The sequence below is a fragment of the Nostoc sp. genome (genome assembly GCF_036917755.1).
Classification (GTDB): domain Bacteria; phylum Cyanobacteriota; class Cyanobacteriia; order Cyanobacteriales; family Nostocaceae; genus Nostoc.
Genome location: NZ_JBALFC010000009.1, coordinates 1 through 14,196 on the forward strand (window position 1 = coordinate 1; position 14,196 = coordinate 14,196).

General features: G+C 43.3%; 12 protein-coding genes. 9 read left to right on the forward strand and 3 right to left on the reverse strand.

Annotated elements, in window-relative coordinates; all coding sequences use genetic code 11:
* Window positions 1–380: 380 nt before the first annotated feature.
* The 3 genes from V7L05_RS02260 to V7L05_RS02270 all read left to right on the forward strand — a co-directional run bounded on the left by V7L05_RS02260 (window position 381) and on the right by V7L05_RS02270 (window position 2,571).
* A complete protein-coding gene (locus V7L05_RS02260) occupies window positions 381–1,019 on the forward strand; it encodes a lysophospholipid acyltransferase family protein (RefSeq protein WP_335161418.1) in 639 nt (212 codons plus the stop codon).
* Window positions 1,020–1,159: 140 nt separating this feature from the next.
* Window positions 1,160–2,197 carry an AI-2E family transporter gene (locus V7L05_RS02265; protein ID WP_335161420.1) on the forward strand — a complete coding sequence of 346 codons (1,038 nt, stop codon included), beginning with the start codon at window positions 1,160–1,162 and terminating at the stop codon, window positions 2,195–2,197.
* A 77-nt stretch (window positions 2,198–2,274) separates the two neighbouring features.
* Window positions 2,275–2,571: a DUF2288 domain-containing protein gene (locus V7L05_RS02270; RefSeq protein ID WP_335161828.1), complete on the forward strand. Its 297-nt coding sequence runs from the start codon at window positions 2,275–2,277 to the stop codon at window positions 2,569–2,571.
* 330 nt (window positions 2,572–2,901) lie between these two features.
* Here the strand turns inward: V7L05_RS02270 and V7L05_RS02275 are convergent, their stop codons facing one another.
* Window positions 2,902–3,831 (reverse strand): nucleoside hydrolase, encoded by a 930-nt coding sequence (locus tag V7L05_RS02275; RefSeq protein ID WP_335161422.1) that lies wholly within the window; start codon window positions 3,829–3,831, stop codon window positions 2,902–2,904.
* 37 nt (window positions 3,832–3,868) lie between these two features.
* Between V7L05_RS02275 and V7L05_RS02280 the strand changes: the two genes are divergently transcribed.
* The 6 genes from V7L05_RS02280 to V7L05_RS02305 all read left to right on the forward strand — a co-directional run bounded on the left by V7L05_RS02280 (window position 3,869) and on the right by V7L05_RS02305 (window position 12,286).
* On the forward strand, window positions 3,869–4,084 hold the full coding sequence (locus V7L05_RS02280; RefSeq protein ID WP_335161424.1) for a helix-turn-helix domain-containing protein: 216 nt from the start codon (window positions 3,869–3,871) through the stop codon (window positions 4,082–4,084).
* A 131-nt stretch (window positions 4,085–4,215) separates the two neighbouring features.
* Entirely contained in the window at window positions 4,216–6,660 is a 2,445-nt protein-coding gene (locus V7L05_RS02285; RefSeq protein WP_335161426.1) for an endonuclease MutS2, read from the forward strand.
* Between the two features lie 74 nt (window positions 6,661–6,734).
* A complete protein-coding gene (locus tag V7L05_RS02290; RefSeq protein ID WP_335161428.1) occupies window positions 6,735–8,585 on the forward strand; it encodes an Ig-like domain-containing protein in 1,851 nt (616 codons plus the stop codon).
* A gap of 360 nt (window positions 8,586–8,945) precedes the next feature.
* Window positions 8,946–9,410: a hypothetical protein gene (locus V7L05_RS02295; RefSeq protein ID WP_335161430.1), complete on the forward strand. Its 465-nt coding sequence runs from the start codon at window positions 8,946–8,948 to the stop codon at window positions 9,408–9,410.
* A 408-nt stretch (window positions 9,411–9,818) separates the two neighbouring features.
* Entirely contained in the window at window positions 9,819–10,424 is a 606-nt protein-coding gene (locus tag V7L05_RS02300) for a DUF3038 domain-containing protein (protein ID WP_335161432.1), read from the forward strand.
* Between the two features lie 230 nt (window positions 10,425–10,654).
* Entirely contained in the window at window positions 10,655–12,286 is a 1,632-nt protein-coding gene (locus tag V7L05_RS02305) for a DUF4335 domain-containing protein (protein WP_335161434.1), read from the forward strand.
* 302 nt (window positions 12,287–12,588) lie between these two features.
* Here the strand turns inward: V7L05_RS02305 and V7L05_RS02310 are convergent, their stop codons facing one another.
* Together V7L05_RS02310 and V7L05_RS02315 are read right to left on the reverse strand one after the other, a co-directional pair.
* Complete coding sequence (locus V7L05_RS02310; protein WP_335161436.1) at window positions 12,589–14,043, reverse strand: dihydrolipoyl dehydrogenase family protein; 1,455 nt, start codon at window positions 14,041–14,043, stop codon at window positions 12,589–12,591.
* Window positions 14,044–14,060: 17 nt separating this feature from the next.
* Complete coding sequence (locus V7L05_RS02315) at window positions 14,061–14,189, reverse strand: histidine kinase (protein ID WP_335161438.1); 129 nt, start codon at window positions 14,187–14,189, stop codon at window positions 14,061–14,063.
* Between the last annotated feature and the right edge of the window lie 7 nt (window positions 14,190–14,196).

The window sequence follows — 14,196 nt, forward strand, 5'->3', positions numbered from 1 at the left end:
TTATGGCTTAACTAACTTTAATAGTTTTAGGAGAAGGATTTTACTAAACTGGCATTTCTGTTGTTAATTTAACATATTTAGTCTGGGAGAGCCAAAATAAATTATTCGATATTCGTAGGGTGCGTTTAACTTGGTTAACGCACCATATCTATCTGATTTCACGATGCGTTACGGCGTTTTGGCTAACGCATAGATTGGATATTTTTTTATTGGAAGCCCCTAAAAGGATATTTTAAAAGCTAGGGAATGTAGTAAAAAGCTCACTAAGCCTCAACTGAAATTGTCGAAATCAGTAGCTTGCGTTTCTACACGCTTTGTTAAGTTTGCTCTGGGACTTGCGATCGCTTATGCTAAATTTAGTCTGATTTGCATTATCTTCTGTGGACAAAAACCGCGAACCGTTTATCAGTCTGGCACTTTACCACGCCTTTAAATGGTCGGTCGTCAGCCCCATGCTTCACGCTTACTTTCGGGGCCAGATTTATGGTACGGAAAATGTCCCCCCATCAGGGCCGTTGCTGGTAGTGAGTAATCATGCTAGTTACTTTGACCCACCGATTGTCTCCAACTGTGTACGTCGTCCAGTGGCGTACATGGCTAAGGAAGAATTATTTAATATCCCCATTTTGGCACAAGCGATTAAATTGTATGGTGCTTATCCGGTGAGTCGGGGAAATGCCGATCGCACTGCCATCCGTTCCGCTCTAGAATACCTCGATAACGGTTGGGCTGTCGGTGTTTTCTTGCAAGGTACCCGCACCCCAGATGGTCGAATTACAGACCCCAAAAGAGGCGCATTGCTGCTGGCGGCGAAAGCAAAAGCCCCAATCTTACCAGTAAGTGTCTGGGGTACTGAGGCGATTTTAGAAAAAGGCTCGAAAATACCTCGCGCAGTTCCCATCACTGTGAGAATTGGTAACTTGATTGATGCTCCCAGTTCCACTAATAAAGAGGAATTGGAAGCATTGACCCAAAAGTGTGCCACAGTAATTAACGAGATGCATGATTTAGGACGATAAGTTAGACAAGCTCAGATATATGCTTTCGGGAGGTAGCGATGCCTACGGGGGTAAACTACGCCACTTAACTTTTGTATCTTTAAAGTCAACTTAGTAAATGCTTTTAATCCAAAATCTAAAATCCAAAATCTAAAATTGATATGAGCGGCTTTGAAGCCAAAAATTTTTGGGAGCGATTAAATAATCTGGCGTTAGTCCGCTTTTTGCTTTTGCTTGCTTCTGGCTGGGCAATTGTACAACTTTTAGCTTACTTTGAAGCGGTCATTGTTATTTTTACATTTGCTGCAATTTTGGCCTTTTTACTCAGCTATCCTGTACAATGGCTGCGGCGTTTTTTGCTCCACAGTGTAGCCGTTGGTGTCGTTTTCCTGCTCAGTATTGTGATTATTGGCAGCCTGATAATTACCGTGGGCTTAACGGTTTTATCTCAAGGACAACAATTAATTGACAGTATAACTGGGTTTGTAAATTCTTTAATACCTCTATTAGAGCGACTAGAAGGGTTTTTGCGAAACCGTAATTTGCAGATAGATTTAAGTTTTCTTCAAGAACAATTACGAAACCAAGCTGTATCAACTCTTGTTACTAGTTTAGCTATTTTACAAGGGTTTATGAATAACTTTGTGACATTTATCTTAATTGCAGTTGTGGCGTTTTTCATGCTATTAGATGGAGACAATCTGTGGAATTTTATCATAAAAATAGTCCCAAAACAGCGCCGCAATAGATTTACAAATATAATCAGACGCTCCTTTCTCGGATTTTTTAGAGGTCAGTTATTATTAAGTGCATTTCTCACAACTACGACTTTCCTAGTTTTTTTAATATTAAAAGTGCCTTTTCCTTTGATATTATCAGTGATAGTCGGAATTGTTGATATCATTCCTGGCATAGGAGCAACATTAGGAGTAAGCGCAGTGACTCTATTTGTGTTGTCTCAAGGTGTTTGGTTAGCATTGAAAGTCTTGATAGCTTGTATTGTCCTCCAGCAGATACAAGACAACTTGATTGCGCCCAGAATTATGCAAGATGCGCTGAATCTTAATCCTGTAGTGGTATTTTTTGCTTTGCTAGTAGGCGCTAAAGTCGCAGGATTACTAGGTGTTTTTATATCTATCCCCATTGCTGGAGTAATTGTATCTTTATTTGAAATTGATGAAATGAAATCAGAAGTTTAGTTATTAATTTTTGGTCAGGAAGTACCTTTTAGTTAATAATGTAAAAAGAGCCATCTACAAATAAAGATTGGGGAATGATGTCGGATTTAAGAGCGGAATTAACAGAAATTTTGGATGAGGCAGAGTGGGAGTGGCTAATTCCTCATGTACAACGAGATGCAGTAATTTTGGTGGCACCTGAGTTAAACTTGCTGGATGTTGGAGTAGCGATCGCTAGCGATCGCATTCCATCAGTGCAACAGTGGATTGATGAGCTATTGATTACTAAACCCACGATAGTACAGGTGGGAGAATGGAATCTTGAGCGCAGTAAGCGATTTAATACTCTCATCGTCCAGCCTTACGTTTTGGTGCAGGAAATAGTCGCTGCTTAATTAGTTTCTGTAGTGCTTTCCTGGAAAGTTGGTGTTGGCTATACTTTTGCAGTTTTGACCCATATCTCAACCTGAGGAGCGCAGCAATAGGGAATGGATCGATTTCTACCGCCATATAAATAAGTGTCCAATGGACAGTCTATCACGCGGCGATCGCTAATGTTGGCTTAATTCTTCCTGTGTAGACTCTGCTAGAGAGATGTTGCCTAACTACCAATTCCCGACATTTTCCAAACTGCTAAGGTGTTGAGTTAGGGAAACTATTTTGGTATTAGATTTCAGCTTCTAGCCATTGGAGAGTTAAATGTAGCGACCTGCAATACTAATCGCTTATTTTCTTAAGCAACTATATAAAATCTCTTTCCATCTTGGTATATCAATTTCTCGAACTACAGTTATATTTGGTTCTTTATGAAGGACATCTAATTCATCAATAACTGTCATACCGCGAGTTAGATCACTTGTTATTTCTACATCTACAAAATATTTGTCTTGACGGGTTACAATCGTAGGATCAAGAGCAACTGCCATCGCTACTGGATCTGCTAGTGTTAATCCAATAGCTCCTTGTAGTTTTCTAGAAGCTTCAAAAGAAAATCGATTGCTATTCACTGCTAAAAGCGATTTATCTGTTCCGAAAGCCTCAATCATGTCGATTTCAGTAGAGGTCAATGCGGCAGTATATCGGCTGAGTTCCCAACCAACCATTTCAATTGGCATTCCACTATGAAAAACGACCTTTGCTGCTTCTGGATCTACCCAAATATTGTATTCAGCAGCAGGTGTAACATTACCAACTGTATTAGCAGATCCACCCATTACTACACAGCGAGGAACTAGGGAAGCAATTTCAGGAGCACGGCTTAATGCAATAGCAATATTTGTAAGAGGCCCCAAGGTAACGAGGGTAATTTCATCAGGATAAGTTTTTAGTAAATCTATGATTGCATCAGTTGCATGTGACATTTTGGGTTTGATATGTGAATCGGGATAGTACATATTTCCCATGCCATCTTTGCCATGAAACCATTCAGCATAATTACTTTTTCTTAGAATTGGTTTTTTACACCCAACATACACAGGTGTAGTAGCCTTACAAGTTTCTAACGTGTACAGTGCATTTTTCAAACCCTGTTGAACAGACACATTTCCATTAACAATTGTTATTGCAACAACTTGTACATCTGTCCAAGAATGGGCCATCATAATTGCTACAGCATCATCAGAAGCAGTATCTGTATCAATTAGTAGTTTACGCATAATAAGTGTAACGTCATACTTGATGCTCGATTATCCAATGAATAACTTTTTACTAGAACAACAACAAAAATTAGAGAGAATAGCAATTTTAATAGAGTTTATTCATAGCCATCCAGAGTCGAGGGAACTGAAACGGGCAATGGCAGTAAAAATGGCGCTAGAGGTTGAATCCTACTCTAAGATTAATAAACTTTTGGGGATAAATAAATCTTGTATTACAAATTGGAATAGTTTCTCAGGAAAGATAGCTTGATGTGTCAATTATTACTTGGTTATTGCCACGCACTAGCTGGCTAATTTGACTAAAGCAAAATTTTCTCCTTTAAGATTTATCCATCTAGGAGCTAGAATTGTTACGATAAATTCAGATTAGATGTTGAAACCTTGATCCAATCTGAAACCTTAGAACTATTAGAATGGCATCGCCTCTGCCAGCACCTTGCCACATTTGCGGCAACTAAGCTGGGGGCGACAGCTGCGCGTCATCTGAAAATACCCGATTCTCAGACTGAAAGCGAACAGTTGCTAGAGCAAACCAAAGAAGTCTACCAACTGGAAACTCGCCTCACCACAGGACTCTCATTTGAGGGAATTCAAGATATTGGCGATTCCCTAGAACGGGCAGAACGCGGCGGAATTTTGACAGGGGATGAACTGTTAGCGATCGCCACCACCCTCGCTGGTGTCAGAAATTTGCGCCGTGTGATTGACAATCAGGAAGATTTGCCGATACTTACTGAGTTGGTTGCCGATTTGCGGACTTATCCAGAACTAGAACAAGAAATTCACCGATGTATTGATGAACGGTCCCAGGTAACTGACCGCGCGAGTCAAAAACTGGGAGAAATTCGCACAGACTTGCGGCGATTACGCACTCAAATTACTCAAAAGCTGCAAAATATCTTACAGGCAAAAGCTGGGGCAGTTCAAGAACAGCTGATTACGCAACGGAGCGATCGCTTTGTCATCCCCGTGAAAGCACCCCAAAAAGATGCCATCCCCGGTATTGTCCACGATACCTCTACTAGCGGTGCCACCCTGTACGTAGAACCGAATTCAGTAGTGCCTCTGGGCAACCAACTGCGGCAGATCATCAGAAGAGAGCAAGCCGAAGAAGAAGCGGTTCGCCGCCTTTTGACCGAACTTGTAGCCGCAGTCAAACCAGATTTAGAGAGGTTGTTAGCGATCGCTACCACTTTGGATCTGGCAACCGCTAGATCACGGTATAGTTACTGGCTAGGAGCCAATCCGCCGCGATTTATCCAGCGTCAAGACAATGAAATCATTACCTTGCGGAAGTTACGACATCCTCTATTAGTGTGGCAACAACAGCACGAACAAGGGCAACCAGTAGTTCCTGTAGATTTGCTGATTAGTCCGCAAATTCGGGTAGTGACGATTACTGGGCCAAATACTGGCGGTAAAACTGTAACCTTAAAAACTTTGGGATTAGCAGCATTGATGGCGAAAGTGGGTTTATTTGTCCCCGCCCGCGAACCAGTAGAAATACCTTGGTTTGATCAAGTGCTAGCAGATATTGGCGATGAACAATCCTTACAACAAAGTTTATCCACATTCTCCGGTCATATCCGCCGGATTAGTCGGATTTTAGAAGCATTAGGCAGTGGGGGAGATGAGGGAGATGAGGGAGAGTCCAATGCCTCATACCCCATGCCCCATGCCCCATGCCCTATGCCCAATTCCCTAGTTTTACTCGATGAAGTCGGCGCAGGTACTGATCCAGTTGAAGGTAGCGCCTTAGCGATCGCCTTGTTGCAATATTTAGCCAACCATGCCCAGCTAACGATCGCCACCACTCACTTCGGCGAACTAAAAGCCCTGAAATACGAAGATGAGCGGTTTGAAAATGCCTCTGTAGAATTTGACGAAAGTACTCTCTCACCTACTTACCGTCTGTTGTGGGGCATCCCCGGACGTTCTAACGCCTTAACTATTGCCCTGCGCTTGGGATTAAAACCAGAAGTGGTAGAAGAGGCGAAAACCCAAGTGGGACAGGCCACAGATGAAGTTAACCAGGTGATTGCTGGCTTAGAAGCACAACGTCGTCGCCAGGAAACCAAAGCTGCGGAAGCCCAAAGTTTGTTGCAGCAAGCGGAACGTTTATACAAAGAAGTATCCGCAAAAGCCGCAAGTTTGGAGGAGAGGGAAAGCAGTTTACGGGCTTCACAGGAAGTAGCAGTCCAACAAGCGATCGCTCAGGCAAAAAGTGAAATTGCCCAAGTAATTCGCCGTTTGCAGAAAGGTACGCCCACAGCCCAAGAAGCCCAGCAAGCAACTAATGCTTTGAATCAAATTGGCCAGCAATATCAGCCAGCAACGCCAGTAAAACCAAAAGCTGGGTTTATGCCCAAAGTAGGCGATCGCCTGCGTGTTCCCAAACTCGGACAGATAGCAGAAGTGATTACCGCCCCTGATCAAGATGGGGAGTTAAGCGTTCGCTTTGGGCTAATGAAGATGACTGTGAAGTTACAAGACGTCGAATCTCTAGATGGTCAAAAACCCGAACCAGTCGTCAAACCGAAACCAGCCCCAGTAGCAGTAACGCCACCACCCCAAAGTGTCCCAGAAATTCGGACTTCCCAAAATACCATCGATTTGCGTGGTAAGCGGGTAGCTGATGCCGAATACATTTTAGATAAAGCCATTTCGGAAGCTACAGGCCCAGTCTGGATTATTCACGGATACGGCACTGGTAAACTGCGACAAGGAGTTCACGCCTTTTTGCAACAGCATTCCAGAGTGAACAACTACGAACCAGCAGAACAAGCAGACGGCGGCACCGGTGTCACCATTGCTCATATTAATTGATCGCTTCCCACCCTGGCAGTAAAAATCAAGCTCCTAACTGTATACTCAACTGCAACTAGAACAGTAAGGTATATATGATTTATCAGATCAAACCCAAAATACTGGCATTAATTGTTTTGGGGATTAATTTTCAACTAAATAATGCTCCTCTACCATCTGGGTATATTAAAGACATTGGTCAAGCCGACAATGATCATGTTACCGACGGCAAGCTGACAATTGATGCTCAAGATGGTAGGAATAGCAAGCTCAACTATATTGCGATCGCAGGGAGTAAACGTCCCTCGATCAGAACGATTAATCTTACTGATAGTCAGACAAATGTTTCACCAGATATTTCGATTACAGCAGACTTGAATCTCCCCAACAGTGGGATTGCGGTTAATACCCTTTCAGCCTCAACCATCAAGCTGATCGATAGCAGCACTAATACACAAGTCGATGCCAATTACAACACTTCGGGTGGCGGAGATGTAATTGTAGTCTCCCCAATAAATCATCTCAAGAATAATACCAAATATCTGTTAGAAATCACCGACGGGGTTAGAGACAGCAATGGTGCTAAATTCTTACCCTATAGCATCAGTTTCACAATAGGCACCAAACCCCTATCTCGAAGCAATATTACTTTTGAGCAAATCTCACTAAAGAATGTACCTGCCAAACCTTACACCACATTATCCATTGGGCCTGACAATAAACTTTATGCTGCCACCTTACTAGGTGAGATTTTGCGCTTCCCGATTAATGCTAATGGCATCCTGGGTAAGCCACAAACGATTTCCTCATTGCAGACTGCAAATGGTGGCAACCGAACTATCATTGGTATGCACTTTGATCCCTCATCAACAAATGCTAGCAACCTAATTTTATGGGTAACAAACAACTACTACTGGGATGGAACTGGTAAGGCACCGGAGTGGAGTGGTAAAATTACCCGATTGAGCGGTTCCAAGCTAGAGACAGTACAAGACTACGTGGTTGATTTACCACGTTCGAGCCGGGATCATCTAACCAACAGCATTCAGTTTAAGCCAAATGAGCCAAATGTGCTGTATGTGTCGCAGGGTAGTAATAGTAGTACGGGCGCACCAAACAAGGTCTGGAGTAATCGTCCTGAGCGGTTGTTAACTGCTGCTATATTACGAGTTGACCTGTCCAAGATCACCTCACCTCCTTTAAGCGTTAAGACAGAGGATGGAGGTACTTATAACCCCTTTGAACAGGGAGCAGCTGTAACTATCTTTGCTAGCGGTATACGTAATGCCTACGATCTGGTTTGGCACACCAATGGTCAGTTGTATGCACCAGCGAATGGTTCAGCAGCTGGTGGTAATACGCCAAAGACACCTATCCCCCTACCTGTTGCCTGCCAAAACCGGATCGATAAAGCGACTAATGGGGCTTATACTAGTCCATCTGTGCCTCTCCTTAGCAATATAAATACCCAGCGAGATTATCTGTTTCGCGTTGTTAAAAATGGTTATTATGGTCATCCAAATCCTCAGCGTTGTGAGTGGGTGTTGAACGGCGGAAATCCCACAGCTGGTACAGACCCAGATCAGATAAATGAATATCCCATTGGTACTCTACCTGACCGAAATTGGAAGGGTATTGCCTTCGATTTTGGAGAGCATTTTTCCCCGGATGGGATTATTGAATACCGCAGTAATGTTTTAGGTGGCAAGTTGCAAGGCAAACTGCTAGTGACACGCTTCAGTGCTGGTAGAGACATCATTGTACTAACACCAGGTGGCGCAAACTTGGATATTATAGATTTCCAAACGGGTATTACTGGCTTCACCGGTTTTAACCCAAGTCCATTGGATTTGGTTGAGAATCCCACTAATGGATATCTCTACGTGGCGCAACTCAGTCAAGAGACTAGCATGGGCAAAATTACACTTCTGCGTCCAGTCAAGTAATATCAGTTAATAAGCTGTTCCACATCTAGTTTACACATCTAATTTTAATGAAAGTCTTGTGGGGTGGACGGAAAAGCCATTGGGACGGAAAAGCCATTGGTGTCAATTTAACGTTAAAAGGGCGGTTAAAAACCGCGTCTACACAGGCAAAACCCACCTCCGTGGGTTATAAAAGCTTGATTTTGTCTTAGTCCACGGAGGTGGACTTTGTTTGTGTAGCCGCGAATTCTATTCGCCCTGGCTCTAAGTTGACACGCATGAGCAATGCTGTGCCCCTACCATGTGTTGCATCCAAACGAGAACTGCTATATTTCATCACCCAAAGTTAGGATGAAGCAGAAGTTACAGAATAAAAACAGTATGAAGAGCAAGATTCTACTTTTCATTGCAGCTTTTAGCTTTTTTACTAATAGCCCAGCTTGTGCTGAGTATATAGGTGCAGCAAATATCTCAGAGCAAACTGATAGGGTTTACTACATAATGGTGCAAGGTAAAAATCCAGAAACTCCAGCTAATAAAGGTGGAATACTAACATGGACAGATGTGGCTTTTGGTACTGGAATGGCCGCAGTAAGTTATAAATGTGCTGAAAAAAACGTATCAGCCGATACTTATTTTTATGTACTATACACAATAGGTAAACACAAGGGGTGGTGGCAGGTCAATTGTGATTACGCACATAAGGTAGTAAGTGAATTCGGAAAGGATTCTGATGGAGTGCTGATGTTGCTAAATCAGGAAGGACGTAAAGAGTTCTTACATCCTTTATTAATTGTTACTAAAGAGCAAGCTAAGAACTTCCAAAGACGAAGACAAAATTTTTAGGATGACAGTATCTAGGGGCGTGAGTAATATGAAAGTAGCTGAGTTGTCGTTGTAGAAAATAATAACTCTACTACTTAGACTTCTCTCTTCATCCTCTTTTTTTGGCGAGGGTATTAATTCTAAATAATTACTTAGCGATAACTGGCTGTTACCATTCTTAACATTGTTTATTTATACTATTGTACGGAGCTAGCAACGAAAGTCGGGTAAACCTTAACTGGAATTGAAAATTTTCTACTTTGTCGAAAATAAATTTTCATCTAGAGTAAGACAAAGATACCTGCTGTTTACACATAGAAAAAATCTAGCTGAAGCCTCTGGCTTATAGCTATGGGAAACCAAGCTTGACGCTTGAGAGTCTGGTTTCAAAATGGGTAACAGCAACATCCCCTATCAGCTTGATCACCTATGCTAAAAGTTATGCACTCGGCCACCAACTCAGTCACTCCGAATTCCCAGTGGGAGGATTTAATCAAGCTTCCAGCCCCAAACACAGTTCAATGGGATAATATCAAAACCCAATTAGACTTGGTGCTATTGGCGCTAGAAACCTTAACTGGGATTGGTTCAGAGGCTATGCTTTCGGCGGCAACTGATCTGAATTTAGAGTCAAGAGTGCCGGATCGCGTAGCTTTATGGCGACTGCGCCAATCAAATCCCCTACGCAAAGGTCAAGGAGGGCGAAAAAAGCTAGATGTCGAAGAAGCGCGATCGCTTGTTCTGATCATCTGCTACCTAGCCAAACAGCACCAGGAATTGATTCGCCGCGCTGTCGGTCTGTTGGAACAAATGGCAGAAAATAACCGGGAACCTCACCAGGCTGCTTTACTTGGAGATTATATTGATGCTTTTTGCAACACCTACCAAGAGCGGATGGAAGAGGACGAGCAAATCTCAACGGATTTACTAACGAACCTGGCACTAAAACTGCTTGTAGATTTACTTTTTTATAGTGCTGCTGGTGGGCATCGCCGTCTCTGGCTAGCACTTATAGACCGTTCAACAAAATTTTAAATTTTAGATTTGAAATCCCTCAACCAAAATTCGCTCATTAAAGTTTGCTAGGTAAGGATTCCCTATTGATGATGGTTAGCCCTTGGGCGATGCACTATCAGCACTGCTTCCTCCTTGCACACCAGTTTGGATAACGGAAGGAACCTGACAAAGTTCTGAGTGGAGAAATCCGCCGTTCCAACTTTTCTTTTTTTGCAAAATCCCAAATAGTCTTCCTCGCAGTTCCTGCCATGCCTCTATCAAATTCTGTCATTCGTTGCTACACACCCCCGACTTGCACCCTAGAAGTATTCGCGCAAAGCTCACCTCTGTCCCGTTGGATGGGGAAAACTGTCCTCAAGCACCTGAGCTTTGAGCTACGTTTTGATGATCCCCGACTACCAGAAGAAAACAGAGTTCCAATTCGGGGCGATCGCGATCAACTCGAAGCTTTATGTGATGCAGTCACCAGCTACGTACAGCAATTCCTCCAACAGTCTCCAGAAAGCTTTTGGGTCAGTTTCTCCGGTACCCAGGATTCAAGCACAGCACTGGATGAGCCGGAATTAAAGTCCTCAATAAAAACATTAAATTCCTTTAGTACCCAGATTTCCGGGGCAAATATCCATTTAGAACCAAGCAGTTATTTAACTCACAATTTATTTCTCGGTTCTCTCGCCAACCACTCATCTGGCCCCGTAATTAAACTCAGTCTGCTGCAACTATTTGATTTGGCAAGTGCTTTAGATGAATACTCGACTGATGTCATGGCACTCCCAACTCTCAACAGCACGAGTTCGACTCTGAGGTTCCCGACTTGGGCGCCTGTTGCCGCAGTATTAGTATTAGGTGTAGGTTTGTTACCATTTACTTGGCAATATGCTAACAACATTAGGGAAAAGCAACAGCAGACAGCCAAAACAGCAGATCCAGCAGCAGTAAAGGAGGCTTTACAACCTTCAGCCTCACTAAACTTTCCCACGCCGGAAGCCGGACTCAGCACTCCATCAGATAACTTACTAGGTTCCACTCCTCCACTGCCCACATCCAGTTTGCCTCAAGCACCTCTAACAGCCCCTAGTTCTAGTTTTTCTACACCCTCATCTCTATTTCCAAATAATGCACTGAGTATACCTCAGAAAAGGATTTCAGCCCTTCCCAGCAATCCAGCGATGCCTTCGGCGAGCTTCGCTAACGCGCCATCCAGCAAAATCCCAGGCCAGGAAATAGCCATATTACCAAATGTGGGACAGAACCTTACAGCGTCCAGTCCCCAAACTGATGATCTCCCTGTGCGGCGGAATTTGCCACCCAGACTATCTTCTAGTACGGACAGCTTACCAACTAATATCTCAGCAGTCCCCCCATCTCTTGGCACTATACCCAATAATAATGGTGGCAATACCCTTACCCAACCCTCCTCACTAAACTCACAACAGCAGCTAGAGGAAAAAATCAATTCCCTACAGCCAACTTCTGCTGGAGAGAAACCTGCTTCACAACTTCCCACCTCTAGAACTGCGGATAATAATCCGTTTATCGATCAATTAGGGGATGGAGGCAAAACCCCCACATCCACAGAAGTAGCTACAGGCACATTATTTGACACACCTCAAGTAGCAGAAGCTAGACAATACCTCACAAAGCGTTGGCAACCACCCACTGGACTAGCACAAGCTTTAGAGTACAGTTTGACAGTCAGTGTTGACGGTACAATTGAACGAATTTTTCCCCTTAATAAGGCAGCAAGAGAATTCGTTGATAGCGCTGGGATACCTGAAGTTGGTAAACCTTTTGTTTCCGCCAATACACGCGGACAAAATGTCAGAATTCGAGTTGTTCTCAGTCCTGATGGCAAGGTACAGACTTTTCCAGATAAATAATTGACAATCTCCGTGGCTAAAGCCACGGAGATTCTTGAATCTAAGATATAACTTGCTGAATCAGGCTTTCGCCAAACTGAGTAGCAGGGCTGTTTCATTGCACAACGGCAAGAAGTTTGTCGATATCATCAGAGAGAAATCTTTGAGCAGTTGTGATAGAAGCTTATACTAATTCTGTATGAAGATACGCTAAACCATAAAACTATATTTAAGTACAAGAAAGAAAAACGAACCGCAAAGGAAGCAAAGAACACAAAGAAAGAAAGAAAGAAAGAAAGAAGTTAAAAGGGTTTGGCACAGCCTCACAAATTCCAGTTGCGGCGGAAATGGAAGAAGCCTTCTAAAAACTCTTGCAAAGCAATATTGCTATTTAACTTTTGCTTACTCCACTCTCTTGCAGTTTGTTCTAGAATTTCTGAGAAACTAGGATAGACGGGAGATAGATTTGCTAAATCTTTGACTTTAATTTTTTGTGACATTGTTAAAGCAATCAAATTAATCAACTCTCCACTTTCTGCCCCCAATATCGAAGCTCCCAAAATTTCCCCGTTGCATAGCACAATTAATTTACACATACCAGTGGTTTCGTCCCGAAGTTGGGCTGCTGCCACAGTTTTAAAATACTGTCGCAAAACTAAGACTTGATCTCGACCAAATTGGCGTTTTGCCTGCGCCTCTGTTAAACCCACTTGTGCCAGCATTGGCACAGAAAACATCGCCCAAGGAATGGAGCGATAATCTACTCGTAACCTGGGGAAAAAGAGTGCATTGTTCAGCGCAATTTTTGCCTCATAATTAGCGATATTGGCAAAGTCGTAACCACCAATTACATCACCACAAGCGTAAATGCGGTGATTAGTGGTTTGCAGTTTATCATTCACCACTAAGCTACGCCGATGCCATTTCACACCTACTGTTGCCAAATTTAAAGATTCAAGATTCGGCTGATGTCCAGTCGCCACTAAAATTTCATCAGTTTCAATTGCCTTATCTCCTGCTTGAACCCACTTTTTATCCTCAATTAGCCTCACCTGAGTTACTAATTTTTTGGTGAGTACGCGCACACCTTCGATTTCCAACTGCCCCTGAAGCAGCATGGCTATCTCAGGGTCTAGATATGGGAGAATATAGGGATGCTTGACTACCAGCGTCACACTGCAACCAAACCGCGCTAAAGTTTGAGCGATTTCAATGCTTTGGGGAATTCCGCCGATAATCACCCAATTTTTGGGTAATGTGGCTCCCTTTAAGGATTGCCAAATATTAGATAGGGTTAGGTAGCCAGTGGCTTGCAATCCGTCAATCTCTGGAATTTCTGGACGCGAACCACTGGCCAGCAGATAGGCACGGGCGCGTAGTAGGCGATTATTAACGGCAAAAGTCAGTTGGGGTGAAGATTGAAATTCACCACTGCCAACGATGACATCGACTCCCCGCGCCGCTAGGATGGCTGAAGAATGCTGTTCTTTGAGATTTGAGACGACGCATTCAGCATACAGCATCGCTTCTTGCCATGCCATAGAGATGTGGCATTTTTCTGAGGTATGAGTATGTGTGGCATGAATACCAAAACTAGCAGCATCATTCAACTTTTGCGCCAGTTTACCAATTTCGGTAAGAGCATGGTGATAAGTAAACCCATAGTCTACTTTCGGTTCCACCAGGGCAACTGTAGCACGTAGTTGGGTTGCAGCAAGGGCAGCGTAGTATCCAGCAAGACTGCCGCCAATAATTACAACATCATAATCAATAGTCATTTGTCATTTGTCATTTGTCATTGGGCATTGGGCATTGGGCATGGGACATGGGGCATGGAGCATGAGGCATTTGGCATATTTATTTTCCTTGTCCCCCTGCTCCCCTGCTCCCTGCTCCCTACTCCCTCATCTCCCCTACTCCCCACTCCCCAC